Source organism: Clavibacter michiganensis (assembly GCF_002151125.1).
GTDB lineage: Bacteria > Actinomycetota > Actinomycetes > Actinomycetales > Microbacteriaceae > Clavibacter > Clavibacter michiganensis_C.
In genome coordinates this window covers 294865-320010 of the sequence record NZ_MDJZ01000015.1, presented here as the reverse complement: position 1 = coordinate 320010, position 25146 = coordinate 294865, and the positions used below count along the sequence as shown (strand labels likewise).

At 75.0% G+C, this 25146-nt stretch carries 22 protein-coding genes; 4 read left to right on the top strand and 18 right to left on the bottom strand.

Annotated features, from left to right (window positions below):
* Positions 1 to 19: 19 nt before the first annotated feature.
* The 5 genes from holA to BFL37_RS09265 all read right to left on the bottom strand — a co-directional run bounded on the left by holA (position 20) and on the right by BFL37_RS09265 (position 8291).
* Positions 20 to 1048: a DNA polymerase III subunit delta gene (holA, locus tag BFL37_RS09285; protein WP_086514825.1), complete on the bottom strand. Its 1029-nt coding sequence runs from the start codon at positions 1046 to 1048 to the stop codon at positions 20 to 22.
* Positions 1049 to 1123: 75 nt separating this feature from the next.
* The gene (locus BFL37_RS09280) at positions 1124 to 2539 is read right to left on the bottom strand and encodes a ComEC/Rec2 family competence protein (RefSeq protein ID WP_241533932.1); all 1416 of its coding nucleotides are present in this window, start codon (positions 2537 to 2539) and stop codon (positions 1124 to 1126) included.
* A 365-nt stretch (positions 2540 to 2904) separates the two neighbouring features.
* Positions 2905 to 4002 (bottom strand): helix-hairpin-helix domain-containing protein, encoded by a 1098-nt coding sequence (locus tag BFL37_RS09275; RefSeq protein ID WP_241533931.1) that lies wholly within the window; start codon positions 4000 to 4002, stop codon positions 2905 to 2907.
* A 146-nt stretch (positions 4003 to 4148) separates the two neighbouring features.
* Complete coding sequence (gene leuS / locus BFL37_RS09270; RefSeq protein WP_086514823.1) at positions 4149 to 6707, bottom strand: leucine--tRNA ligase; 2559 nt, start codon at positions 6705 to 6707, stop codon at positions 4149 to 4151.
* A 99-nt stretch (positions 6708 to 6806) separates the two neighbouring features.
* Entirely contained in the window at positions 6807 to 8291 is a 1485-nt protein-coding gene (locus BFL37_RS09265) for an anthranilate synthase component I family protein (protein WP_086514822.1), read from the bottom strand.
* A gap of 53 nt (positions 8292 to 8344) precedes the next feature.
* Here BFL37_RS09265 and BFL37_RS09260 point away from each other — a divergent pair, with 53 nt between their 5' ends.
* Entirely contained in the window at positions 8345 to 9163 is an 819-nt protein-coding gene (locus BFL37_RS09260) for an aminotransferase class IV (RefSeq protein ID WP_086514821.1), read from the top strand.
* Between the two features lie 36 nt (positions 9164 to 9199).
* On the opposite strand, the gene cydC is transcribed toward BFL37_RS09260, so the two are convergent.
* The 4 genes from cydC to BFL37_RS09240 are packed head-to-tail and all read right to left on the bottom strand — an operon-like array spanning position 9200 to position 15087.
* A complete protein-coding gene (gene cydC / locus BFL37_RS09255; RefSeq protein WP_086514820.1) occupies positions 9200 to 10867 on the bottom strand; it encodes a thiol reductant ABC exporter subunit CydC in 1668 nt (555 codons plus the stop codon).
* Positions 10864 to 12663 carry a thiol reductant ABC exporter subunit CydD gene (gene cydD / locus BFL37_RS09250; protein WP_086514819.1) on the bottom strand — a complete coding sequence of 600 codons (1800 nt, stop codon included), beginning with the start codon at positions 12661 to 12663 and terminating at the stop codon, positions 10864 to 10866. The genes cydC and cydD overlap by 4 nt, the downstream gene beginning before the upstream one ends.
* A gap of 7 nt (positions 12664 to 12670) precedes the next feature.
* Positions 12671 to 13675: a cytochrome d ubiquinol oxidase subunit II gene (cydB, locus tag BFL37_RS09245; protein WP_086514818.1), complete on the bottom strand. Its 1005-nt coding sequence runs from the start codon at positions 13673 to 13675 to the stop codon at positions 12671 to 12673.
* On the bottom strand, positions 13675 to 15087 hold the full coding sequence (locus BFL37_RS09240) for a cytochrome ubiquinol oxidase subunit I (RefSeq protein WP_086514817.1): 1413 nt from the start codon (positions 15085 to 15087) through the stop codon (positions 13675 to 13677). Before BFL37_RS09240 ends, cydB begins: the two co-directional genes overlap by 1 nt.
* A 408-nt stretch (positions 15088 to 15495) precedes the next feature.
* On the opposite strand from BFL37_RS09240, the gene BFL37_RS09235 reads away from it, so the two are divergent.
* A complete protein-coding gene (locus BFL37_RS09235) occupies positions 15496 to 15945 on the top strand; it encodes a hypothetical protein (protein ID WP_086514816.1) in 450 nt (149 codons plus the stop codon).
* Positions 15946 to 16251: 306 nt separating this feature from the next.
* Here BFL37_RS09235 and BFL37_RS09230 read toward each other — a convergent pair whose 3' ends face one another.
* Positions 16252 to 16800, bottom strand: coding sequence for a GNAT family N-acetyltransferase (locus BFL37_RS09230; protein ID WP_086514815.1), 549 nt, complete (start codon positions 16798 to 16800; stop codon positions 16252 to 16254).
* Between the two features lie 56 nt (positions 16801 to 16856).
* Between BFL37_RS09230 and BFL37_RS09225 the strand changes: the two genes are divergently transcribed.
* Both BFL37_RS09225 and BFL37_RS09220 read left to right on the top strand, forming a co-directional pair.
* Positions 16857 to 17324, top strand: coding sequence for a GNAT family N-acetyltransferase (locus BFL37_RS09225; protein ID WP_086514814.1), 468 nt, complete (start codon positions 16857 to 16859; stop codon positions 17322 to 17324).
* Complete coding sequence (locus BFL37_RS09220; RefSeq protein ID WP_086514813.1) at positions 17321 to 18166, top strand: UbiA family prenyltransferase; 846 nt, start codon at positions 17321 to 17323, stop codon at positions 18164 to 18166. Before BFL37_RS09225 ends, BFL37_RS09220 begins: the two co-directional genes overlap by 4 nt.
* Here BFL37_RS09220 and BFL37_RS09215 read toward each other — a convergent pair.
* The 8 genes from BFL37_RS09215 to BFL37_RS09180 form a co-directional block, all read right to left on the bottom strand.
* Positions 18159 to 19349 (bottom strand): FAD-dependent oxidoreductase, encoded by a 1191-nt coding sequence (locus tag BFL37_RS09215; protein ID WP_086514812.1) that lies wholly within the window; start codon positions 19347 to 19349, stop codon positions 18159 to 18161. The two genes, BFL37_RS09220 and BFL37_RS09215, sit on opposite strands and share 8 nt — an antisense overlap.
* Positions 19346 to 20068 carry a class I SAM-dependent methyltransferase gene (locus BFL37_RS09210; RefSeq protein WP_086514811.1) on the bottom strand — a complete coding sequence of 241 codons (723 nt, stop codon included), beginning with the start codon at positions 20066 to 20068 and terminating at the stop codon, positions 19346 to 19348. Before BFL37_RS09210 ends, BFL37_RS09215 begins: the two co-directional genes overlap by 4 nt.
* A complete protein-coding gene (locus BFL37_RS09205; RefSeq protein WP_086514868.1) occupies positions 20068 to 21288 on the bottom strand; it encodes a type III polyketide synthase in 1221 nt (406 codons plus the stop codon). The genes BFL37_RS09210 and BFL37_RS09205 overlap by 1 nt, the downstream gene beginning before the upstream one ends.
* Entirely contained in the window at positions 21285 to 21734 is a 450-nt protein-coding gene (locus BFL37_RS09200) for a DUF3618 domain-containing protein (protein WP_241533936.1), read from the bottom strand. Before BFL37_RS09200 ends, BFL37_RS09205 begins: the two co-directional genes overlap by 4 nt.
* A gap of 146 nt (positions 21735 to 21880) precedes the next feature.
* A complete protein-coding gene (locus BFL37_RS09195; protein WP_086514810.1) occupies positions 21881 to 22807 on the bottom strand; it encodes an ABC transporter substrate-binding protein in 927 nt (308 codons plus the stop codon).
* A 12-nt stretch (positions 22808 to 22819) separates the two neighbouring features.
* The gene (locus tag BFL37_RS09190) at positions 22820 to 23545 is read right to left on the bottom strand and encodes an ABC transporter permease (RefSeq protein WP_086514809.1); all 726 of its coding nucleotides are present in this window, start codon (positions 23543 to 23545) and stop codon (positions 22820 to 22822) included.
* A complete protein-coding gene (locus tag BFL37_RS09185; protein WP_086514808.1) occupies positions 23542 to 24240 on the bottom strand; it encodes an ABC transporter permease in 699 nt (232 codons plus the stop codon). Before BFL37_RS09185 ends, BFL37_RS09190 begins: the two co-directional genes overlap by 4 nt.
* Positions 24237 to 25142, bottom strand: coding sequence for an ABC transporter ATP-binding protein (locus BFL37_RS09180; RefSeq protein ID WP_086514807.1), 906 nt, complete (start codon positions 25140 to 25142; stop codon positions 24237 to 24239). Before BFL37_RS09180 ends, BFL37_RS09185 begins: the two co-directional genes overlap by 4 nt.
* Positions 25143 to 25146: the final 4 nt, after the last annotated feature.

The window sequence follows — 25146 nt, the reverse complement described above, 5'->3', positions numbered from 1 at the left end:
AACGCGCGTCTCGAGTCGGTCAGTCGCGGCCGCGGGAGGCGATGGTGCGCACCATGCGCTCCAGCGAGTAGACCGGATCCCGCCCGCCGCCCTTGACCTGCGCGTCGGCCTCGGCGAGGGCCTCGATGGCGCGGCCGAGACCCGCGTCGTCCCACAGCTGCAGATCGCGACGAGCCCGGTCGACCTGCCACGGCGCCATTCCGAGCTTCGACGCGAGCTGGCCCGAGGCGCCGGAGACGCCGGAGACCTTCGCCATCGTACGGATCTTCATCGCGAACGCGGCGATGAGCGGCACCGGATCCGCGCCCGAGGTGAGCGCGTGGCGGAGCAGCACGAGGGCCTCGCCGCTGCGGCCCGCGATCGCGGAGTCCGCGACGGCGAACGCGTTGATCTCGACACGGCCGCCGTAGTACTGGTCGACCGTGACCTCGGTGATCTCGTGCGCGGTGTCCGAGATGAGCTGCTGGCACGCCGACGCGAGCTCGCTCACGTCGTCCTGGAACGCGGAGACGAGCTGGCGGACGGCGCCCGGCGTGATGGAGCGCTTCGCGGCGCGGAACTCGGCGACGGCGAAGTCGTGCTTCTCGCTGTCCTTCTTCAGCTCGGCGCAGACGATCTCGATGCCGCCCCCGGTGCCCGAGCGCACGGCGTCGAGCAGCTTCTTGCCGCGCACTCCCCCGGCGTGCCGGAGCACGACGTAGGTGTCGTCGGCCGGGGAGTCGAGGTACGCGACGGCGTCGAGCAGGAACTGGTCCGAGCACTTCTCCACGTTCACGACCCGGATGAGGCGCGGCTCGGCGAAGAGGGACGGGCTCGCGAGCGTGATGAGCTCGCCGGGCGCGTAGGAGTCGGCCTCGATGTCGGAGACCTCGATGCTCGGATCCTCCGCGGTGAGGATGTCGCGGAGGCGCCGCATCGCCCGGTCGGCGAGGAGTGCCTCGGTGCCGGACACGAGGACGACGGGCGCCGGCCGCACCGCGTCCCACGGGAGCTGCGGGATGGCGGCGGAGGGCTTCGCCGCCGTGCTGCGGGACGTCCTGGTCGCCATGCGGGTCCTTCCGGGAGGGTGCGGGTTCGGGGTGCGGGTCGCCGCCTGGCGGGCCGGCGGTCGGGCGGGTCCAGGTTAGCCGTCGGGTGGGACATCGCCCGGCCCCGGGACGGCGGCCGGAGCACCCCGCGGGGACGCCGTCCGGCCGAGCGCCACGACCGCGACCGTCAGGGCGATCACGAGGACGAGGGCGACGACGCCCGCGGGACCCGCGGCCCACGGCACGCGACCGGCCGGGAGCCGGGACGTGACGGACGCGACCGCGGCGATCCACGACGCGGGCAGCCACGCCAGCCGCAGCGCGAGGTGGCCCGCAGCAGGCCAGGCCGGCAGCAGCACGCACGCGACGAGGCCGCCGATCGTGGCGGGTGCGGCCGCGGGCTCGGCGAGGACGTTGGCCAGGACCCCGTGCACGGGAAGCCCGGGCTGCAAGACGAGGAGCAGCGGCTGGCACGCCACCTGCGCGGCGACGGGGATCGCGAGCGCCTCGGCCACGCGGCGCGGCATCCGATGCGCCAGGCGGTCGGCGATCGGGGGCGCGAGCACGAGGAGCCCGGCCGTCGCCAGCACGCTCAGGGCGAATCCGAGGTCGCGCGCCAGCCAGGGATCGCCCGTCAGGAGGACGACCACGGCCACGGCGAGGGCGGGCAGGCCGCGGGAGGGCCGGCCGGTCGCGCTGGAGACGATGAGGACGGCGGCCATGACGGCGGCGCGGAGCACGCTGGGCTGCGGCGTGACCAGGATCACGAACGCGATGAGGGCCAGGAGCGCCGCGACCGCCCGGGCCGGTCGGCGCAGGCCGGCCGCCGCCGCCAGGGCCAGCACGAGTCCGACGATGACCGCGCAGTTGGCGCCCGACACCGCGGTGAGGTGCGTGAGCGAGCTGTCCTTCATCGTCTGCGCGAGGGCGGGATCGACCGCCGAGACGTCGCCGATCGCGAGACCCGGGAGCAGCTGCGCCCCCGGTCCGCGGAGGTCGGCCGCGGCGTCGGAGAGCCCGGCGCGGAGCGCGTCCGCGGCCCGGAGCGGCCCCGCGGGCTGGTCCGCGGGCTCGGGCGCGCCGCGGGCGACGAGGAGGTAGGCGGCGCGGTCGGCCGGATCCGAGGATCGCACGGCGGCGCTCACCCGCACGACGGTCCCGACGCCCAGGCGCGCGCGGTCCGACGCGTCGTGGCCACCGCCGATCCCCGAGGCGAACACGACGACCGGAACCGGGGCGGACAGGACCGTCGTGCGGTCATCTCTGCCCGTCCCGACGTGGAGGGCGGTGACGTGCGCGACGAGCCGGGACCTGCCGCGGGGACCGGAGGCGCTGCCGCCCGGGTGCGAGGCGCCGCCGGAGCCCGGGGCGTGGCCCCCGTGCGCGGCGACGGGCGCCGGCGGCTCGTCGAGGACGATGTCCGCCACCACGGTGCCTCCCGCGTGCGCCGCGCTCTCGAGGGCGTCCGGGTGGCGCGAGGGCTCGCGGGCGGCGGCAGCGCCGAGGAGCATGGCCGTGACCCCAGCGGCCCCCGCCACCGAGGCCGCCGCCTGTCGGAGCCGGTCGGCCGAGGGGCCCCCGCGGCGCGATCCCGACCGACGGTCGACCGGACGCGGGGTCGACGCGGATCCCGACCGGCTGGCGCGCGTCTGCGAGAGCGCGGCCGAGCGGAGGGCCGCCCCGGCGCACAGCAGCGCCAGCGATGCCGCGGCGACGGCCAGGGGCGCGGACGCACCGCGCACGCCGATCCCGACCGCCGTCGTCGCCCAGCCGACGGCTGCCGGGATCGCCAGCCGGAGATCGACCTGCGACGCGGCTCCACCCCACCCCCGCCGCGTCGACCGAGCCGGGCCGCCGCCGGGCCCCGGCGGCGGCGTCACACCCGCACCAGCGGCGTGAGCGAGGCGAGCGTGCGGTCGCCGATGCCCGGCACCCTCCCGAGGTCCGCGACCCGCGCGAAGCGGCCGTGCGCCGAGCGCCAGGCGATGATCCGCGCGGCCAGGGACGGTCCGACGCGCGGGAGCGTCTCCAGCTGCTCGGCCGTCGCCGTGTTGAGGTCCACCGGCGCCGACGGGCTCGCGCTCCCGCCGGGAACCGCGGCCCCCGACGGGGCGGGCGCGGCCGGCGCCTCCCCCTGCCGCGGGACCACGAGCTGCTCGCCGTCGGAGAGCACGCGCGCCAGGTTCACGCCCGCGGTGTCGGCACCGTCGGCGAAGCCGTGCGCGGCGGCGAGGGCGTCGACGACCCGGCTCCCCGGGGCCAGGGGGAACAGGCCCGGCGAGACGACCGCCCCGACGACGTGCACGTAGATGGGCTTCCGCGCGCCGGCGGCGGATCCCGCTCCCCCGGCGCTCGCATCGGTCGCGTCGCCCCCGCCGTCCGCCCCCGCTCCCGCTCCCGCTCCCGCGCCCGCTCCCGCCGGATCCCCGTCGGCGTCCGCACGCCCGGCCCCGGTCCCCGCGTCCCCGTCCGTGCTCGTGCGCGCCGCCGTGCTCGACCGCACGTCGGTGGACGCCGTCGGCGGGGTCCCGCCCGCCGACTGCACGGCGGTGACGAGGATGGCGACCACGAGGGCCGCGCCGACGAGCACGACCGCCGCTCCGATGCCGACACGGAGACGGACGCGCACCCGTCGCCCGGGGAGGGAGGGACGGGTGCTCGGACCGTCGACTCCGGGCCGCCGACCCCCGCCCGCGGAGGGCTCCTCCTCGTCCGGCGGCACGCCGGACCAGGGGTCGTCGGGCGGATGCGCGAGGTCGGGATCGCCGGGATCGTCGCGGTCGTCGCGGTCGTCGCGGTCGTCGCGGTCGACCGCCCCCGGACCGCCGCCCCCCGTCGCGTACTCCCACCCGTCCCCGGGCGAGGTCGGCACGGCGTCCGAGGGCCATGCCGCGTCGGGACGCCGGTCGCTGCCCGACCGCGCATCCTGCTCGGCGGGATCCGGTCCGGGAGGGCGGCGGCGGGGAGGGTGCATGCGGGCACGGTAGGCGGCGGCTCGCGGCGAGCGGCCACGGGCACGAGGTCTGGGGATCGCCGTCGCCGATGCGCCCTGGGATGGAGCGAGGGCGGCCCGTCGCCGGACCGCCCTCGTGTCGCCGCGCCGTCTGCGCGGACCGCCCGTCAGGGAGCGGGCGTGGTGGTGATGCTCACGATCTTGGGCGCGCGCACGATGACCTTGTCGATCGTGCGACCTGCCGTCGAGCGCTTGACGCCCGCGGTCTCGCGGGCGAGGGCCTCGAGCTCGTCGGCCCCGATCTTGGCGTCGACCTCGAGCTTGTCGCGCACCTTGCCGTCGACCTGCACCACCGCCGTGACCGTGTTCACGACGAGCAGGTTGCGGTCGGCCTTGCGCCAGCCCGCGAAGGCCACGGAGCCCTCGCGGCCGAGGCGCTTCCACATGTCCTCTGCCGTGTACGGCGCGAACAGGCTGAGCGCGACGGCGACGACCTCGGTCGCCTCGCGCACGGCCGCGTCCCCGCCGCCCGGACCCTGGTCGATGGTCTTGCGGATGGCGTTGACGAGCTCCATCGTGCGCGCGATCACCACGTTGAACTTGAACGCCTCGAGCATCCCGGGCGCCTCCGCGAGGAAGCGGTGGGTGACGCGGCGTAGCGCCTCGTTCCCGCTCTTCCACTCGACCTCGGGGGCGCTCGTGATGTCGCCCGTGAGCCGCCAGGCACGCGCCAGGAACTTCGCGGATCCCGACGGGGAGACGTCCTCCCAGTCGATGTCGTCCTCGGGCGGTCCGGCGAACGCCATCGTCAGGCGGATCGCGTCGACGCCGTGGCGGTCGATCTCGGAGCCGAGGTCGACGCCGCCCTTGCTCTTCGACATCTTGCTGCCGCCGGAGAGCACCATGCCCTGGTTGAGCAGCGCGCTGAACGGCTCCGTGAACGTGACGTAGCCGAGGTCGAACAGGACCTTGGTGATGAAGCGCGAGTACAGCAGGTGCAGGATCGCGTGCTCCACGCCGCCCACGTACTGATCCACCGGCGCCCAGCGGTCGGCGTCCGCCGGGTCGAAGGCCTTGGTGGCGTCGTTCGGCGACAGGAAGCGCAGCCAGTACCAGGAGCTGTCCATGAACGTGTCCATGGTGTCGGGGTCGCGCGTGGCCGGGCTGCCGTCCACGGGGCTCGGCACGTTCGACCACTCGGTGGCGGCGGCGAGCGGCGACTTGCCCTTCGGCGTGAGGTCGAGGCCCGCCGTGTCCGGCAGGCGCACGGGCAGCTGGTCCTCGGGCACGCGGATCTCGGTGCCCTCGGCGTCGTAGACGATGGGGATGGGCGTGCCCCAGAACCGCTGGCGCGAGATGAGCCAGTCGCGCAGGCGGTAGCTCTTCGCGGCGCGGCCGCGGCCCTCCGCCTCCAGCTGCTCGATGACGCGCTTGATGGCCGGCTGCTTGCTCAGGCCGTTGAGCGGGCCGGAGTTGATGAGGCGTCCCTCGCCGGGGAGCGCGACGCCCGTGCGACCGGGCAGCACCTCCTCGAGGTCCGGCAGCTCGCCGTCCTCGGGGATGATGCGGATGGCGCCCGTGACCGGCTGCGTGGTGTCGACTACCACGCGCACGGGAAGGTCGAACGCGCGCGCGAAGTCGAGGTCGCGCTGGTCGTGCGCGGGCACGGCCATGACGGCGCCGGTGCCGTAGTCGGCGAGCACGTAGTCGGCGGCCCAGACGGGGATCCGCTCGCCGTTGACCGGGTTGACGGCCGTGCGGCCGAGCGGGATGCCGGTCTTCGGGCGGTCGGTCGTGGAGCGCTCGATCTCGTTGAGGCGCTGGGTGCGCTCGAGGTAGCCGCGGAAGTCCGCGCGGACCTCCTCCGACGCGCCCTCGACGAGCTCCGCCGCGAGGTCGCTGTCGGGCGCGACGACCATGAAGGTGGCACCGTGCAGCGTGTCCGGGCGCGTGGTGAAGACCGTGACGGGCTCGCCGCGGCCCTCGACGACGAAGTCGACCTCCGCGCCGATCGAGCGGCCGATCCAGTTGCGCTGCATGCTGAGGACCTTGGCCGGCCACGTGCCCTCGAGCTGGTTGAGGTCGTCGATGAGGCGGTCGGCGTAGTCGGTGATGCGCAGGTACCACTGCGTGAGCTTCTTCTTGACGACCACGGCGCCGGAGCGGTCGGACGTGCCGTCGGGCAGCACCTGCTCGTTGGCGAGCACCGTCTGGTCCACCGGATCCCAGTTGACCCAGCTGTCCTTGCGGTAGGCGAGGCCCTTCTCGTGCATCTTAAGGAACAGCCACTGGTTCCACGTGTAGTACTCGGGGTCGCTCGTGTGGAGCTCGCGCTCCCAGTCGAAGGAGAGGCCGTAGCGCTTCATCGACTGCTTCTGCGTGTCGATGTTCGCGTAGGTCCACTCGCGCGGGTCGACGCCGCGCTTGATGGCCGCGTTCTCCGCGGGCAGGCCGAAGGAGTCCCAGCCGATGGGGTGGAGGACGTTGAAGCCCTGCTGGCGCCAGTAGCGCGCGACCGCGTCGCCGAGCGCGAACGCCTCGGCGTGACCCATGTGGAGGTCGCCGGAGGGGTACGGGAACATGTCGAGGATGTACTTGCGGGGGCGGCTGTCGCTCGCGTCGGGCGTGCGGAACGGCTGCTCGCGCTCCCACACCTCGGACCACTCGGCCTCGATGGCGCGGAAGTCGTAGGTGTCGCCGGGGGTGTCGGGGGTCTCGTGTGCCAAGGGCGCTCTCGATTCGATGCGGGGGGTCGCGGCCGTCAAGGCCTCGACAAGACTAGTGAACGCGCCGGGTCGCTCCGGAACCCGCGGGAGTGGCCGGGATCAGGCCGGTCCGGCCGCGCCGGGGAGGGGCGGGCGCGACGCGTCGGCGCGGCGTCGCGACGACGGCACGCGACCCGCGCGCACCGCGGCGAGGAGCGGCGCGGCCTTCACGCGCACCTCCTCGAGCTCCTCCTCGGGGACGGACAGCGCGGTGATCCCGCCGCCCGCGCCGACCGTGGCGCGACCGTCCGTGACGACGACCGAGCGGATCACCATGGCGAGGTCGGCGCGGCCGTCGTCGCCGAGCCAGCCGAAGGCGCCCGCGTAGACGCCGCGCGCCCCCCGTTCGAGCGCGGTCAGGATGCCGACGGCCGCGGACTTCGGGGCGCCCGTCATGGATCCGGCCGGGAACAGGGCCCGCACGGCGTCGACGGCCGAGACGCCCGGGGCGAGCTCGCCCTCGACGCGGCTCACGAGCTGGTGCACCTGCGCGTACGCCTCCACGGCGAAGAGGCTGGTGACGCGGACGGTCCCCAGCACGCACACGCGGCTGAGGTCGTTGCGCATGAGGTCGACGATCATGACGTTCTCCGCGCGCTCCTTCTCGCTCGCGAGGAGCTCGGCGCGGGCCCGCGCGTCGGCGGCCGGGTCCGGGTGCCGGGGGCGCGTGCCCTTGATCGGCAGGGTGCGGAGGGTGCGGTGCGCGTCGACCTCGACGAACCGCTCGGGCGACGCGCTGACGAGCACCGTTCCACCCGCGCGCAGGAAGGCGCCGTGGTGGGTCGGGCTCAGCGCGCGGAGCGCCAGGTGCACGCGCACCGGGTCGACGACACCGGGGACGGCCGCGCTGTTCGTGAGGCACAGCTGGTACGCGTCGCCGCGGCGGATGGACTCCTGGCAGGAGCGGATGAGGTCGAGGTACGCGGCATCGTCGTGGCGCCAGGCGGGGACGGCGGAGGGAGCGTCGTCGTCGCAGTCGTCGCAGCTGTCGTGCGGCACGGGAGCCGCGCCGGGCGGGACGACACGGGCGAGCTCCCCGTCGACGGCGTTCGGCCACGGATCCCCCGCGCGGGCCACGGCCCAGACCTCGCCCGCCGCGTGGTCGAAGGCGAGGAGGCGGTCCACCCGAAGGGCGGCAGCCGGGACGGAGTCCGCGGCGTGCGGGGACGCGGAGGGCGGCGCATGGTGCAGCGGGACGGTCTCGGTCCAGGCGTCGTGCGGGATCCAGGCGATGAGCCCCAGCCGGAACGCGACGCCGTCAGGGAGGGCGTCGTCGGGTGCGGTGGGCGGCGCGGCGGTCCCGCCGGCCGCGTCTGCGGGCAGCAGATCGGCCAGCCCCGAGAACACGCCCCGGGGCCACTCGGTGACGGTGCCGGCGGACGCGGCGAGGTAGCTCCAGCCCTCGCCCGCGGAGTCGTCGAGCCAGGCGACGTCGCCGGCCGACTCGGCCGCGAAGAGCGCGAGGAAGACGTCCTGCGGGTCGCACCAGCGAGCCAGCCGTCGGCCGACGACGGGCCTCGCCGCGCGCGCGTCGTGCTGGTGCATGCTCGGCCTCCCGGTGTCGTGAGCGCACCCGGCGGCCGCCTAGCCTCAAGGGTATGAGTTCCGAGACGATCCTCCGGTGGACCGGGGCGGGCTGGGCGCCGGGGGCCGCGGATCCCGCCGGTGGAGGCGCCGAGGAGACGCGGCCCGCCGGCCACCGGGTGCTCGCCGCCGACTCGTTCCTGGTGGACGAGGGCCGCGTGCTGGCGCTCGACGTCCACCGCCAGCGGTTCCTCGCGTCGCTGCGCCTGCAGTCGGCCGCCGTCCCGGATCCCGCCGCCTTCCTGGACGCCGCGGTCGCGGCCCTCCCCCGCGACGGCGCGTGGTTCCCGCGCGTGGAGGCGCTCCGCGGGCCCGACGGCGACGTCGCGCGCCTGCTCGTCCGTCCCGCGCCGGAGCGCACGGCGTCCGTCGTGCTCCGCGACCACGACGGGCCGGATCCGCGCACGATGCCGCGCGTCAAGGGCCCGGACCTGCACGCGCTCGGCGCCCTGCGCAGCCGGGCCGCGCGGCACGGCGCGGGCGAGGCGGTGATCCTCGACGACGACGGCACGATCGTGGAGGGCGCGTACAGCGCGATCCTGTGGTGGCACGGCGACGCCCTCGCGGTGGTGGAGGGCGACGTGCCGCGGATCCCGAGCGTCACCGAGCGCAGCATCGTCGCGCTGGCCACCGCCCTCGGCGTCGACGTGCTGCACGAGCGCGCGCGTCCGGCCGACCTCGACGGCCGCGAGGTGTGGGCGGTCAGCGCGCTGCACGGGATCCGCCTGGTCCGCGGCTGGATCGACGGGCCGGCCACCGCGGCCGAGCCCGGCCGGGTGCGCGCGTGGCGCACGCGGCTGGACGCGCTGCGCCGCGAGCTGCCCGCGGGCTGACCACCGATCCCGGACGCGCTCACCCGCGCGCCCGGATCACGCGGTGGGCGCGAGCGTCACCGTCCGGTCGACGAGGTCCTCCGGCACGTCCGTGTGCGTGAGCAGCAGCACGCCGCGGCCGCGGTCCCGGGCGGCGGTGAGGACGTCGCGCAGCACGGCACGAGCGCGGTCGGGGTCCACGTCGGCCGTCGGCTCGTCGAGGACGAGCACCGGGAAGTCGGCGAGCAACGCCCGGGCGAGGGCGATGCGCTGCGCCTGGCCGCCCGAGACGAGCCCGCCGCGGTCGCCGACGCGCGCGTCGAGGCCGCCGCGCTCGCTCGTCCACCCCGCGAGGCCCACGCGCGCGAGCACGGCGACGAGCTCGTCGTCGGTCGCGTCCTCCCGCGCGAAGAGCAGGTTCTGCCGGATGCTCGCGTCGAAGAGGTGCGGCGCTTGCTCGCACAGGCCGACGATCCGCCGCACGGCCGACGGGGCCATCGCCCGGGCGTCCCGGCCGTCGAGCTCGAAGGCGCCGCGCGACTCGAGGAACCGGACGAGGGCCGCGGCGAGCGACGACTTCCCGGATCCGCTCGGGCCGCGCACGACGACCGTCTCCCCCGGCCGCACCACGAGCGACACCGGCGCGAGGGCGTCGCGCCCGGCGCCCGGCCAGCGCGTGACGAGGCCGCGGACCTCGAGCGTCGTGCCCGAGGCGGGAACGAGGGGGACGGCGTCCGCTGCGGATCCGACCTGCTCCCGCGGGATCTCCCCCGGCACCGTCTCCGGGACGACCCCCGCCACGCGCTCCGCGCTCGTGCGCACGCGCCGCCACGCCTGCACCGCGAGCGGCACGGCCGCCGCCTGCTCGACGAGCGCGAGCGGGACGAGCGCGGCCAGCGCGAGCCAGGCGGGATCCAGCGTCCCGGACGCGAGGCCCGGCACGCCCTGCAGCACGGTCCAGGCGGCGACCGCGCCCGTGCCCGCGAGCACCACGCCCGTCGTGACGCCCGCCGCGGCGGCGCTCCGGAGCTCCGCGCGCCGGAGGTCGTCGGCCGCCCGGTCGATCGCGGCGAGGCGCGCGTCCACCGCCCCGAACGCGGTCAGCACGTCGAGCCCGCCGACGAGGTCGAGCACGAGGTCCTGCAGCCGGGCGCGCAGCGGCGCGATCCGCGTCTCGGCGCGCCCGGCGAGCGCCGTGGTGGCGCCGACGCCGACGGCGAGCGAGGCCGCGAGCACGACGAGGAGCGCCATTCCCGCTGCCGGCAGCACCGCCCACACGACCGCGATGCTCGCCGCCTGCACGAGCACCGAGACCGCGAGCGGCTGCACGACGCGCAGCGGGAGGTCCTGGAGGCGGTCGACGTCGCCGACGAGCCGGGTGAGGAGGTCGCCGCGGCGCGTGTCGCGGAGGCCGGCGGGCGCGAACGGGAGGATCCGCTCGAACACGCCCACGCGCAGGGTCGCCAGCGCGCGGAAGGCCGCGTCGTGGTTCGTGATGCGCTCGACGTAGCGGAACGCGGCGCGCCCGAGCGCGAACGCCCGGACGCCGACGATCGCCATGCCGAGGAAGAGGATGGGCGGCTGCTCGGACGCCCGCGTGATGAGCCAGGCCGACGTCGCGAGGAGCGCCACCGCGCCGACCGCGCTCGCGAGCCCCGCGAGGAGCCCGGGCAGCGCGCGGCGCACGGGTGGCTGCGCGAGCCGGAGGACGTCGTCGCGGTTCACGGCGCCACCTGCGCGTGCCAGGCGGGCGCGGGGACGATGCGCGCGGCAGCGGCGCCGGCAGCGGCGCCGGGCGACCCGGCGCCCGCGGAGGCGTGGCCGGATCCGCCGCCCAGTCGGAGCTCCGCGTCGGCGGCGCGCACCAGGGCGCCGCGGTGGGTGACGACCACGACCGCCCTCCCCTGGTCGGCGAGCGCGCGGATCCCCGCGGCGAGCCGATCCTCCGACGCCGCGTCGAGCGCCGAGCTCGGCTCGTCGAGCAGCACGAGCGGGCAGTCGAGCGCGAGCGCGCGGTGCACGGCGCGCGCGACGGCGACCCGCTGCGCCTGCCCGCCGGAGAGCCCCTGCCCGCCGACGCCGAGCACGAGGTCGGGGTCGATCCCGTCGGCCGCGGCGAGCGCGAGGGCCCGCCGGATGAGCGCCTCGTCGGGATCCGCGACGCCGAGCGCCACGTTCTCGCGCACGGTGCCCGCGACCAGCCCCGGCCGCTGTCCCGCCCACGCGATCTCGGTCGTGAGCGGGGGGCGCGGCACGGACGCGGCGGCGCCGTCCCCGACCCAGCCGACGGCGCCGTGCGCGGGCAGCTGCCCGAGGAGCGCCGCCATGAGCGACGTCTTGCCGACGCCGCTCGGGCCCGTGACGGCCGTGACGCGTCCGCGCGGGAACCGCGCCGAGAGGCCGGCCAGCACGGGGCGGTCGCCGCGCGTGACGGCGAGGTCGCGGATGACGAGCGCGTCGCCCGCCGGATCCGCCCGCCCGTCCGCCGCGCCGCCATCCGGCCCGTCCGCCGCATCGCCGGCTGCCGCCGCCGTCGCTCCCCGGACGGTGCGCGTGGCGCGGCTCGCCCGCTCCCCCTCGAGGATGCCGAGCACGTCGTCGGAGGCGGCGACCCCCTCGGCGGCCGCGTGGAACTGCACGCCCACCTGGCGGATGGGCAGGAACGCCTCGGGTGCGAGCAGCAGCACGAACAGGCCGACCTCGAGGTCGAGCTGCCCGCCGATGAGCCGCACGCCCACCGACACGGCCACGAGCGCGACCGACAGCGACGCGGCGAGCTCCAGCACGAAGCCCGAGAGGAAGGAGATCCGGAGGACGCGCATGGTCTCGACGCGGTACTCCTCGGTGACGCGGCGGATCCTGGCCGTCTGCCGCCGGGCGCGCCCGAACACCAGGAGCGTCGACAGGCCGTCGACCACGTCGAGGAAGCCCGACGCGAGCTCCGTGAGGCGCGACCACTGCCGCCGCTGCACCTCCTGCGTCGCCCAGCCGACGAGCACCATGAAGACGGGGATCACGGGCAGCGTCGCGAGGACGGTCACGCCCGTGAGCGGGTCGGCGACGAGGAGCACCGCCACCACGATCGGGGTGGCGAGCGCCGTGAGGATCAGCTGAGGCACGTAGCGCGCGAAGTACGGGTCGAGTGCGTCGAGGCCGGGGCCCACGATCGTCGCGAGCCGCCCGCGGCTGCGACCGGCCGTCCACGCGGGCCCGAGGTCGGCGATCGCCCGGAGCGCTCGACGGCGAAGCTCCGCCGTGACCTGCGCGGCGCCGCGCGCGCCGACCACGTCGAGCAGCCAGGCGGACGCGCCGCGGACGACCGCGGACCCGACGGCGAGCGCGAGCACGGGCCCGAGCTCCGCCGGGTCGGCCCCGCCGATCGCGCGCACGACGAGCTGCGTGAGGGACCAGCAGAAGGCGACGAGCGCGACCGTCTGCACGACGCCGACCACGGCGCCCACGGCGAGCATCGCGCGGGCGGACGCGGAGTGCCGCAGCAGCCGCGGATCCAGGGGCTTCACGGCGCCCCTAGTGCGCGGCCTGGGCGATGACGGCGCGCGTGATGCGCTTCCGGAACACCCAGTACGTCCACGCCTGGTAGGCGAGGATCAGCGGCAGCGCGAAGCCCGCGGCCCACGTCATGATCGTGAGCGTGTACGGCGACGACGACGCGTTCTCCAGCGTGAGGCCGTTCGCGGGGTCGTTCGACGCGGGCATCACGTACGGGTGCAGGGCCGTGAACAGGCTCGCGACGGCGAGCGCGATGGTCGCCGCGAGCAGCCCGAACGCCCAGCGCTCGCGACCGCGCACGTTCGCGAGGTAGGAGCCGACGAGGGCGACCGCCGCGAGGGCGGAGACGAGACCCGACAGCGCCGAGCCGTGCGCGAGCGTCGTCCACACGAGGAAGGACGCCGCGATCACGATCGTCACGGCCCCGACGCGCATCGAGAGCAGGCGGGCGCGGGCCCGGATCGGCCCGTCGGTCTTGAGCGCCGCGAACTGCAGCCCGTTGACGAGGAACAGCGACAGCGTCGTGAGGCCGCCGAGGAGCGCGTACGGGTTCAGCAGGTCGAGCGTGGATCCCGTGTAGTCGTGGTCCGCCGACATCGGCACCCCGCGCACGACGTTCGCGAACACGACGCCCCAGAGGAACGACGGGACGACGGAGCCCACGACGATCATCGCGTCGAACCAGCCGCGCCACCGGTCCGAGGCCCCCTGGTGCCGGTACTCGAACGAGACGCCGCGGAGGATCAGCGTGATGAGGATCGCGAGCAGCAGCAGGTAGAACCCGCTGAACATGGTCGCGTACCACTCGGGGAACGCCGCGAAGAGGGCGGCGCCCGCGACGATGAGCCAGGTCTCGTTGAGGTCCCACACAGGGCCGATGGTGTTGATGAGCACGCGGCGGTCGGTGTCGTCCTTGGCGAGGAACGGCAGGCTCATGCCCACGCCGAAGTCGAAGCCGTCGAGCACGAAGTAGCCGACGAAGAGGAAGGCGATGACGCCGAACCAGATGAGCGTGAGGTCCATCAGTACACGCTCGCTTCCCGGACGACCTCGCCCGTGACCGGGTCCGGCTCCTGCTCGTCCTCCGGGCCCTTCTGCGCGGCCTTCAGGATGAGGCGGAACTCCACCACCGCGAGCGACCCGTAGACGAGCGTGAACGCGACGAGCGAGAGCAGCACCTGGATCCCCGTGACGTTCGGCGACACCGCGGACGACGTCTGCAGGAGGCTGAACACGATCCACGGCTGGCGGCCCATCTCCGTGAAGATCCAGCCGACCGTCATCGCGAGCAGCGGCAGCGGGGCCGCCCAGATGGCGACCTTCCACATCCACGGCTTCGTGATGCGACGGCCGCCGCGCGTGAGCCAGAGGCCCGCGACCGCGATGCCGATGGCGGCCATGCCGAAGCCGATCATCCAGCGGAACGCCCAGTAGGTGACCCAGATGGTGGGCGTGTAGTCGCCGGGGCCGTAGCTCGCCACGTACTGCGCCTGCAGGTCGTTGATCCCCTCGACCGTGCCGTCGAGCGTGTGCGTGGAGAGGAAGGAGAGCAGGTACGGGATCCGGATGGAGAACAGCTCGCTCGACCCGTCCGGCGTGCCCCAGGTGAAGAGGGAGAACGAGGCGGCGGCGCCGGACGAGGTGTCGTAGTGGGCCTCGGCGGCCGCCATCTTCATGGGCTGCGTCTGCACCATCGCGAGGCCGAGCTGGTCGCCCGACAGGATGGTGAGGGCGCCGGAGACGACCATGAACCACATGCCGAACCGCATGGCCGGCATCATCGTCTCGAGGTGCTGGTTGCGCGACAGGTGCCAGGCGGCGACCGAGATGATCACGGCGGCCGCGCACATGAAGGCCGCGAAGATCGTGTGCGGGAAGGCGGCGAGGGCGACCTTGTTCGTCAGCAGCGCCCAGATGTCGGTGAGCTCGGCGCGCCCGCGCTCCTCGTCGATGCGGTAGCCCACGGGGTTCTGCATGAACGCGTTCGCCGCGAGGATGAAGTACGCCGACAGGATCGAGGCGACGGACACGACCCAGATCGACGCCAGGTGCACCTTCTTCGGGAGCTTGTCCCATCCGAAGATCCAGACGCCGATGAACGACGCCTCCAGGAAGAACGCGAGCAGGCCCTCCAGCGCGAGCGGGGCGCCGAACACGTCGCCGACGAAGCGGGAGTACTCGGACCAGTTCATGCCGAACTGGAACTCCTGCACGATGCCGGTGACGGTGCCCATCGCGAAGTTGATGAGGAAGATCCTCCCGAAGAACCGCGTGAGCCGGAGGTAGTGCTGCTTGCCGGTGCGCACCCACGCCGTCTGGTAGAGCGCGCAGACGAAGGCCATGCCGATCGTGAGCGGCACGAAGAGGAAGTGGTAGACGGTCGTGAGTCCGAACTGCCAGCGCGAGAGGAGGAGCGGGTCGAGGAGGTCGTTCACTCGGGGCGACCGCTCTGGCAGCGGCCGAGGTGGCGGCGGCCGAGGTGGCGGGCGGCGAGGTCGGGGTCGGCGGGAACGGGGTGCGGTGTCATGGCGACCGGATGCGCTTCCTGTGGAGGGCGGATCGTGCAGGTGGTGAGGCTCCATCGCGACAGCACGATTCTACGACTTGTAGACGATCGCCGCGAGCCCCGCGGCGGATCCCGGCCGGGTCGCGTTCGCCGCCCGGCGGCACGCGGGACACCCCGCGTTCACCCGGCCGGGCGATGGTCGGACGACGTACCCGGATCGGCGTCGACCCGGTGCGCCATCGCGCGTCGCCCGCCCGGGCCCCGCATCCCGTCGTCGGCCCCCGGATCCGGCATCGCACCCACCCGCACCGCGCACGTCGACCGAAGGGCCGCCGCCATGACCTCACCCGCCCCCGCCTCGCCGGCGTCCGACCGCACCCGCGGATCCGCGACGACGACGACCCCGGCCGCCGGCGCGCCCGCGTCCGCCTACGTCGCCCTCCTCGTGGCGGACGGCGCGCACCTGACCGAGCGCGTCGCCGAGGCGGCCGACCGCCTCGCCTCCGGCGCGCCCGCCGCGCCCTACGACGCCCGCACCGCGTCGACCGCGGACGCGCTCGTCGCCGCCCTCGCGCTCGTGGCCGGCGGGTTCGACCTCCGCGACGCCGCGCAGCACGCCGTCGACGGGGATCCCGCGCCCGTCATCCAGGCGCTGCACTCGCTGGCCGGCCGCGGCGGCGTGGAGCCGTACCTCCTCCGCAACGGCCTGACGGTCGACCAGTTCCACGCGCTCCGCGACGCCGTGGTCGCGGGCGGCGGACGCGAGCTCGACGAGTCCCAGGACTGACCCGCCGGACATCGCGTACCCCGTTCCCGTGGGCGCCCCCCCTCCTTCTGGGGCCATCCCCGGGTGTCCTCACAAATGAGGACCCGGCTAGAGTCGTCGATGAGCGCGCGGCCCTTACCCCCCCCCCCCCCTTGGGCCTCGCGCTCGCAACCCGACGAGCACGTCCGTCCACCCCCCCCCGGATGGGACGGCTCCCGGACCCACGGAGATCGCCCGTCCCCCGAAGGACCGCGAACCCCGGAGAGGCCCGGCACCCGTGGCGTTCCCGCGCCCCGTGCCGGGCCTCTCGACCGTCCGCCCCGCGGATCAGCTCGCGTGGTCGCCCTCCGCGGCGTCGCCTGCGCGCTGCTCCCCCGCCGCGTCGTCGACCAGCGGCAGGTGCAGGATCGCGAGGTCGAGCGGCCGCCCGAACTTCCAGCCGATGCCGGGCAGCAGGCCCACCTGACGGAAGCCGAGCCGCTCGTGCAGGCGGATGGATCCCGTGTTGCCGGCCTCGATGTCGGCGAAGACCGCGCGCTTGCCGGCCTGCCGCGCGTGCTCGACGAGGGCCTCGACGAGCGCGCGCCCGACCCCCCGGCCCTGGAAGTCGTCGCGCACGTAGACCGAGTCCTCCACGGAGAAGCGGTAGCCGGACATGCGACGCCACGGGCCGTACGTGCCGTAGCCCGCGAACGCGCCGTCGACCTCGGCGACGAGGATCGGGTCACCCGCCGCCGTCGTCGTGCGGAACCACTCCTCGCGCTCGGCCCGGTCGACCGGCTCCTCCGTCCAGAGGGCGGTGGAGCGCAGGATCGCGTCGTTGCGGATCTGCAGCAGGTCGTCGACGTCGCGGGGCTCGGCGGGGCGGATCCTCATCCGGGCAGGCTATCGGAGCGGTCGGGAGCCGCCCGCCCGTGCGGCAGGATCGAGGCATGGACTGCACCATCTCCCCCGTCGCGTGGGACGACGACGAGGCGGTCGCCCTCCGCGCCGCCCAGCGCGCCGAGCTCGACCTGCGCTACGGCGGCGACACGGAGCCCGGCACCAAGCCCACCGCCGCCGACGTCGCCGCGTTCCTCGTGGCGCGCGACGCGTCGGGCGCTCCCCTCGGCTGCGGGGCGATCCGGCTGCTCGGCGACCGCGACGGCGTGCCGTGGGCCGAGCTGAAGCGCATGTACGTGATGCCCGCCGTCCGTGGCACGGGCGTCGCGACGGCGCTCCTCCGCGCCCTGGAGGAGACGGCGCGCGGTCTCGGCGTGGTCGACCTGGTGCTGGAGACCGGACCCGAGCAGCCCGACGCGATGCGGTTCTACGCCCGCGAGGGCTGGGCGGAGATCCCCCGCTTCGGCGCCTACGCCGACTCCGAGGGCTCGCGCTGCTACGGGCGGACGCTCGCGTGATCCGCAGGCTCCGGCTCCTCGCCCTCTCCTCGCACCCGGGGCCGACGGCCACCGTCACGGTGCTCGCCGCGGGACTCGCGGTCGCGCTGGGCTACGGTCCGGGGCGCGTCGCCGCCGTCGCGCTGGCCGTGCTCCTCGGGCAGCTGTCCATCGGGCTCTCCAACGACTGGATCGACGCGGAGCGCGACCGCAGCGTCGCGCGCGCCGACAAGCCCGTCGCGCGCGGAGAGATCACGGTCGGGCTCGTGCGGGCGGCGGCGCTCGGGACGGCGGCGGCGTGCGGCCTGGCCTCGGCCGCGCTCGGGCCCGCATTCCTCCTCGCGCACGGCGTGCTCGTGGGCGCGGGCTGGGCCTACAACGCCGGGCTCAAGCGGACCGCCGCCAGCGTCGTGCCGTTCGTCGTGGCCTTCGGGATCCTGCCGACGGTGGTCGCGCTCGGCGCCGCGGATCCCGTGCCCGCAGCCGCGTGGGCCATGGCGACCGGCGCCGTGCTCGGCGTCTCCATCCACTTCACCAACGTGCTGCCCGACCTCGACGACGACGCCCGGACGGGCGTCCGCGGCCTGCCGCACCGGCTCGGCCGCGTGCCGTCGGGCCTCGTCGCGTTCGGGGCGCTGGCGCTCGGCGCGGTCGTGGCGATGGCGGGGCCGGTGCTCGCGGATCCTGCGCACGCCGTGACGCCGCTCGCTGTCGCCGGGCTCGTCGTGACGCTGGCGATCGCCGCGTGGGGCGCCTGGCGCGTCGTCACCCGGCCGCCGGGTCGCCTGCTGTTCCAGCTGATCATGGCGGCGTCGCTGCTGCTCGTCGCCCAGGTCGCGCTCAACGCGACGCGCCTCACCTGACGCGCGCGCCCGCGTCCCGGCCCATGGCGTAGACGGACGCGAGCCCGGCCGCGGCGGGCGAGGCGAGCACGGCGCGCAGGCCCGCGTCGCGGACGAGCCGGGTGAGGCCGCGGACGGGACGGCCGAGGGCCGTGTTGATCTCCGACTGCACCGCCGCGCGCCGCGCGCTCCGCAGGCGGTCCCGCTCCCAGCGCGCGAGGCGCGCGGGATCGGGTGCGCCGCCGCGGGCGCGGACGGCGTCGACGAGGATCGGCGCGAGGGCGTCCGCGTCGAGCCAGCCGAGGTTCATCCCCTGCCCGCCGATGGGGCTGATCTCGTGGGCCGCGTCGCCGATCAGCACCGCACGCCCGGACACCATGCGGCGCGCGAGGCGGCGGCGGACGCCGAAGCCGCTGACGGGATCCAGCTCCGCCGCGGACACGACGTGCCCGGTGCGCTCCGCCACGGCCCGCGAGAGGACGGTCGCCGGATCGCCGTCGGCCTCCCCCGCGCGGAGCCCCACGACGAAGCGGCGCATGCCGCCGGGCAGCGGGAACGACTCGACGACGCCGTCGGGGTGCAGCGTGATGACGGCGTCGTCGCGGCCGTCCGTGCGGTCGGGCGCGTCGCCCATGAGGAAGCGGTCGGGCAGCGGGCGCTCGTCGACGCCGATGCCGAGGAGCCCGCGCGTGGCGCCGCGCGTGCCGTCCGCGCCGACGACCACGGACGCGGCCACCTCGACGGACGCGCCCGCGGCGTCCCGTGCGGTCGCGCGGACGACGCCCCCCGTCGTCCCGGCGGGATCCGCGTCGAGCCCCGTCAGCGTCACGCCGCGGTGGAGCGCGTCGGGCGCGAGGTCCGCGAGGCGCCGGGCGAGGATCGCCTCCGTGCGCCACTGCGGCAGCGCCGCGACGTAGGGGTGCGTGCTCGAGACCCCGGCGAACGAGACGCGGCCGAGCTCCCGGCGGGGTCCCCGCGCGATGCCCCGGCGGACGAGGACCGCCTCCGCCACCATCTCGTCCGCGACGCCGAGCCGGTCGAACGCGTCCAGCGACGGTGCGTGGATCCCGATGGCGCGCGAGAGCCGCGCGGGCGTCGGCCGCGCCTCCCACACGCGCACGTCGAGGCCGGCCTGCGCGAGGAGCGCGGCCAGGTGGATCCCGACGGGCCCGCCGCCCACCACCAGCGCGTCGTGCCGGGTCATCGGCCGCTGCGACCCACGGGATGCGCGTGACCCGCTGCCGGGTCGCGCACCACGAGCACACGGAACGGCACGGCGCCCTCGACGCGCCAGCCGGCGGGCACGCGGAGGGCGAGCTCCACGGGCGTCCAGCTGCGGCGGATCGACCGGAGCCCGTCGACGTGCACGAAGGAGCCGCGCGCCACGAGCCGGGACGCGGGGCCGTACAGCGCGTAGGCGAGACGGCCGCGCGCGATGTCGCTGTGGAACGCGCGCGGCGCGAGCTCGGCCGAGTCGGCGAGGAGGGCGTCGAACGCGGCGTCGTCGAGGTGGTGCAGCACGTGGTTGCTGGTGACGAGGTCGAAGCGCCGGCCGTCGGCCACGAGCTCGCCGCTCGACGCGGGGACGAACGCGACGTCGGGGTCCGGGGGCAGGGCGCGCGCGTAGGCGGCCGCCCGGGGATCCGGGTCGATGCCCGTCACCCGCAGCCGCAGGCCGTCGCGCCTCGCCCACCGCGCGAGGGCGAGCGGCACGTCGCCGCCGCCCGAGCCGATGTCGAGCAGCGTCGTCTCCCGGTCGGCGGACAGCAGCGGCCGGATCCTCGACCGGTAGACGCCGCGCCACCCGGCGACCATGCGGTTGACGACCCGGAACCGCGCGTAGGTGCGGTCGAGCGCCGCGGGGTCGCAGTCCGGGTCGTCCATGAGCTCGGTGAGCTCCGCGTCGCGGCGCGCGAGGTCCATCAGGCGGTCCGTTGCGTCATGAGCGCCGTCTCGACCGTGAGGCCGGGGCCGAACGCCATGGCGCACACGCGTCCCGCGCCGGGCCCGGTGGCGGCGACCGGGGCGGCGTCCGCGACATCGGGCCGACCCGGCACGTCCGCGGGCGGCGTCTCGTGCAGGATCCGCCGGAGGACGAACAGCACCGTCGCGCTCGACATGTTCCCGACCTCCGCGAGCGTCGACCGCGAGGCCTCGAGCTGCGCGGGCGCGAGGGCGAGCCGGTCCTCCACGCGGTCGAGGATGCTGCGGCCGCCGGGATGGATCGCCCAGTCCTCGATCTCCGCGGCGGCGACGCCCGCGAGCGCGGGCACCTGCGCCCACAGCGGCTCGAGCGCGCCGGTGATGTGCTCGTCGATGATCTTCGGCACGTAGCTCGACAGGATCATGTCGAAGCCCTGGTCGCCGATGGTCCAGGCCATGTCGTCCTCGCCCACGGGCGTGAGGACGGTCTCGAACGCGTCGAGGTCGAGCACGGTGGATCCGGCGGGCGCGGGACGCGCGGTGACGACGGCGGCCGCGGCCCCGTCCCCGAAGACGGACGACGCGACGATCGTGTCGGCGTCGTTCGAGGAGTGCAGGTGCAGCGAGCACAGCTCGACGCAGACGACGAGGACGACGGCATCCGGATCGGCGGCGCAGAACTGCGACGCCATCCGCAGCGCCGGGAACGCGCCGTAGCAGCCCATGAAGCCGAGGTGGAAGCGCTGGGTGGAGGCGCCGAGGCCGAGCCCGCGGACGACGGCGTAGTCGGGGCCGGGCGCGTAGAAGCCCGTGCACGAGACGGTGACCACGTGCGTGACGTCGGAGGCCTCGATCCCGGCGGCCTCCTCGACCGCCTGGCGCGCCGCGCCGAGCAGCAGGGCGGGGACCTCGGCGATGTACGTGTCGTTGCGCGCGCCGGTGCCGGGGGTGAGGATCCGCCCGCTCGCCCGGTCGTAGAAGACCGGCTCGCCGTCGGCGTCGTCGACGGGTGCGTCGGCGCCCGCCATCCCGGGCGCGGTGCCGAGCTCGCGGATGACCGTGTGCCGCGTGCGGATCCCGGACGCGTTGAAGGCCGCCGACACGAGCCGCGTGCCGAGCCGCCCGAGCTCCGGCTGGCTGCCGAAGAGGTCGCGGACGCCCTCCTGCGCGAGGACGGTCGGCGGCACCGCCGTGGCGATGGAGCGGATCGAGGCGGTCAGCGTCGGCCGCCGGAGACGACGGCGGCGCCCACCGCGAGGACGACGGCGACGGCGCCCGCGCCGATCGACGCGGCGACGGCCGGGTCCTTCCGGGTGAACGCGCGCGTGCGGCGCGAGAGGTCGCGGCCGGTCGTGCGGACCCGGGAGGTCACGTCGTCGCGGATCGCGCGGGCGCGTCCGGCGGCGTCGGCCTTCAGCTCGGAGGCCCGGGCGGGCACGTCGAGCGCGGTCTCGAGCTCGCGGACGGTGCGCGCGAGCTCGTCGCGGCCGGCCTGGATGTCGCGCTTGAGCTCCTCGGGGCTGCGCTTGGGCGCGGGCGGGATGTTCGCGCCCTCGCCCTCGGGTGCCGACTCGGCGACGGTCCTGTGCTTGCGGACCTCGCGGGCGACCGTCGTCACGGCGCCGAGGACGCTCACCTCGCCGGTCGGGGACTTCTTCTTGGCCATGCGCGGGCTCCTGCCATCGGGAAAGGACATGCGGTGGATCCATTGTGCTCCGTCGGGCCCGGCGCGGGCACCGACGGCACGAGGGGCCGGCGCTCGCGCGTCGGCCCCTCGTCGTGGGACGGGCCTCGCGGCCCGGTCGGCCCCTCCTAGAAGAGGGCCTTCTCCTGCAGCCAGTCGGCGGCGATGGCGGCGGGCTCCGCCTTCTCGTCGCCCTGGTTGCGGCGGTTCATCTCGGTGAGGTCCTCGGTGGTGATCGCGGCGGACACCTCGTCGAGGATCGCCGTGACGTCGGGGTTCATCTTCGCGGTGTTGACGAGCGGCACGACGTTCTGGGCCTTGATGAGGTTCTCCGGGTCCTCGAGCGTGACGAAGTCGTTGTCGAGGATCGACGGCGTGGTCGTGTAGATGTTCGCCATGTCGACCTGGCCGTCGAGGAGGGCCTTGACGGTGTTCGGGCCGCCCTGGTCCTCGATGTTCACGAGGCTCGCGTCGATGCCGTAGACGTCGGTGAGGCCGGGGATCCCGTACGGGCGCTCACCCAGGACCGCGCCTCCGCCGACGCGGACGGCCTTGCCCTCGAGGTCGGAGAGGCTCGTGACGCCCTCGGACTCCGAGTACTCCCTGGTGACGTTGTAGGAGTCCTTGTCCTCGGCCGGCGACTGGTCGAGCACCTCGAAGCCGTCCGGCAGCGCCGAGGAGAGGGCGCTGTAGACGTCGTCGCTCGACGTCTCCGTGGAGTCGGGCTCGTAGGCGGAGAGCAGGTTGCCCGTGTACTCGGGGATGAGGTCGATGGACCCCTCCTCGAGCGCCTTCAGGTAGACCTCGCGCTCGCCGATCTGCAGGTTGCGCGCGACCTTCACGTCGTTGGCCTCGAGGGCCTGGGTGTAGATCTCGGCCAGGATGACGTTCTCGCCGAACGCGGCGGAGCCGACGGAGATGGTGTCGGTGGGCGCGGCCGAGGCGGATCCGCCCGAGGTGTCGAGGGGATCGCCGGACGCGCAGCCGGCGAGGGCCATCGCGGTGCCCAGCGCGACGGTGCCGACGAGGAGCCGGCGGGTGATGCTGTGGGACATGTTGTGTTCCTTTCAGGAGGTGGTGCTGACCGCGGACCTCGACGAGGTCCGCGGTGAGTCGGGGGTGCGTCCGGATGCGGCGACGACGCCGCGCGGGACGACGGTGCGCTGGACGATCGCGAAGACCGCGTCGACGACCAGCGCGAGCGCGGTGACGAGCAGGGCGGACGCGAGCAGCAGCGGATAGTCGCTCGTCGTGAGCCCGGTGAAGATGTCACGGCCGAGGCCGCCGAGCCCGAGGTACGCGCCGAGGGTCACGGTGCTGATCACCTGGAGGATCGCGGCCCGGAAGCCGCTGATCATGAGCGGCAGGGCCAGCGGGATCTCCACTCGGCCGAGGATCTGCCACTCGGTCATGCCCACCGCGCGCGCCGCGTCGATCGCGGCGCGGTCCACGGCCTGCACGCCCGAGTAGACCCCGGCCAGCAGCGGGGGGATGCCGAGCAGCGAGAAGGTCAGGATCGGACCCGTCAGCCCGATGCCGAAGAGGAGGCCCAGCAGCACCAGGACGCCGAGCGTCGGCAGCGCGCGGAGCCCGCCGGAGAAGGCGACGGCCACGGTGCGCCCGCGCCCCGTGTGCCCGATGTACAGGCCTGCGGGGATCGCGATGAGCGCTGCGACGCCCATCGCCAGCGCGGTGTAGCCCAGGTGCTCGACGAGCCGCGTGCCGTAGCCCGTGCCGCCGCCCCACCGGGAGCCGTCGAGGAGGAGGCCCATGGCCTCGGCGAAGAGGTTCACGAGGCGCTCGCATCCGTGACGAGGGAGGCGCGGCGGGTCGCGCGGGTGCGGGTGCGGAGCGACGGCTGCGCGGACCAGGGCATGAGCAGCCTGCCGGCGATCAGGAGGATGAGGTCGAAGACGAGGGCGATCACGACGATGCCGACGATGCCCGTGATGATCTCGGTGTAGAACTGGCGCCGGTAGCCCGTGAGGATCATGGTCCCCAGGCTCTGGATCCCGGACAGCGAGCCGACGGTGACCATGCTGACCGTGCTGACGGAGACCACGCGGAGCCCGGCCAGCAGCACGGGTCCGGCCAGCGGCAGCTCGACCCGCCAGAACCTGGCCCACCCCGCGTAGCCCATCGCCGTCGCGGACTGCTTCACGTCCGGCGACACCGAGGCCAGCGCGTCCGACGTGATGCGGATCATGAGCGCCACCGCGTAGACGGTCAGCGCCACGAGGATGTTCAGGGGGTCGAGGATGTTCGTGCCGAGGACGGCCGGCATCGCCAGCAGGAGCGCGATCGACGGGATCGTGTAGAGCGCGCCGCCCAGGGTGAGCAGGGCGCCGCGCGAGCGTCGGTACCGGTTGGCGAGCCAGCCGAGCGGCAGCGAGATCACGAGGCCCAGGAGCACGGGCACCACGGACAGCGCGACGTGCGCGACCGCCAGGTCGAGGACGGTCGAGATGTTGGCGAGGACCCAGTTCACGCGGGTCCCGCACCCTGCGCCGGAGCACCGGGGGCGTGCGCGGCCCCCGCCTCGGTCGACGCGGGTGCGGATCGGGCGGCGGAGCGCCCCTCGTCGTCGAGCACGCCCACGAGCCGGCCGTCGCGGTCGACGAGGACGCGGCCGGTGCCGGTCTCCTCGACGTGCAGCGCGCGCTTGCCCTTGTCGGCGCCCACGAAGTCGCGGACGAAGTCGTTCGCCGGGTTCGAGAGGATTTCCTGCGGCGTGCCCTGCTGGGCGATGCGGCCGCCCTTCTCGAGGATCACGACCTGGTCGCCGAGCAGGAACGCCTCGTCGATGTCATGCGTGACGAACACGACGGTCTTGTCGAGCTGGGTGCGCAGGCGGATCAGCTCCTGCTGCAGGTCGTCGCGGACGAGCGGGTCCACGGCGCCGAACGGCTCGTCCATGAGCAGGATGTTCGGGTCCACGGCGAGGCCGCGGGCGACGCCGACGCGCTGCTGCTGGCCGCCGGAGAGCTGCGACGGGTAGCGGTCGGCCATCGAGCGGTCGAGGCCGACGGTGTCCATGAGCGCCAGGGCGCCCTCGCGCGCCGTCCTCTTGTCGACGCCCGTGAGGCGCGGCACGGTCGCGATGTTGTCGACGACCTTGCGGTGCGGGAGGAGGCCGGAGTTCTGCATCACGTAGCCGATGCTGCGACGGAGCCGCACGGCGTCCTGGGTGGCGATGTCGGTGCCGTCGATCTCGATGCGGCCCGAGGTGGGCTCGACCATGCGGTTGATCATGCGCATGAGGGTCGTCTTGCCGCAGCCCGAGGATCCGACGAGGACCGTCGTGGTCTGCGAGGGGACGACGAGGCTGAAGTCCTCGATCGCGAGGGTGCCGTCCGGGTACTGCTTGCGGACGTGGTGGAACTCGATCATGGGT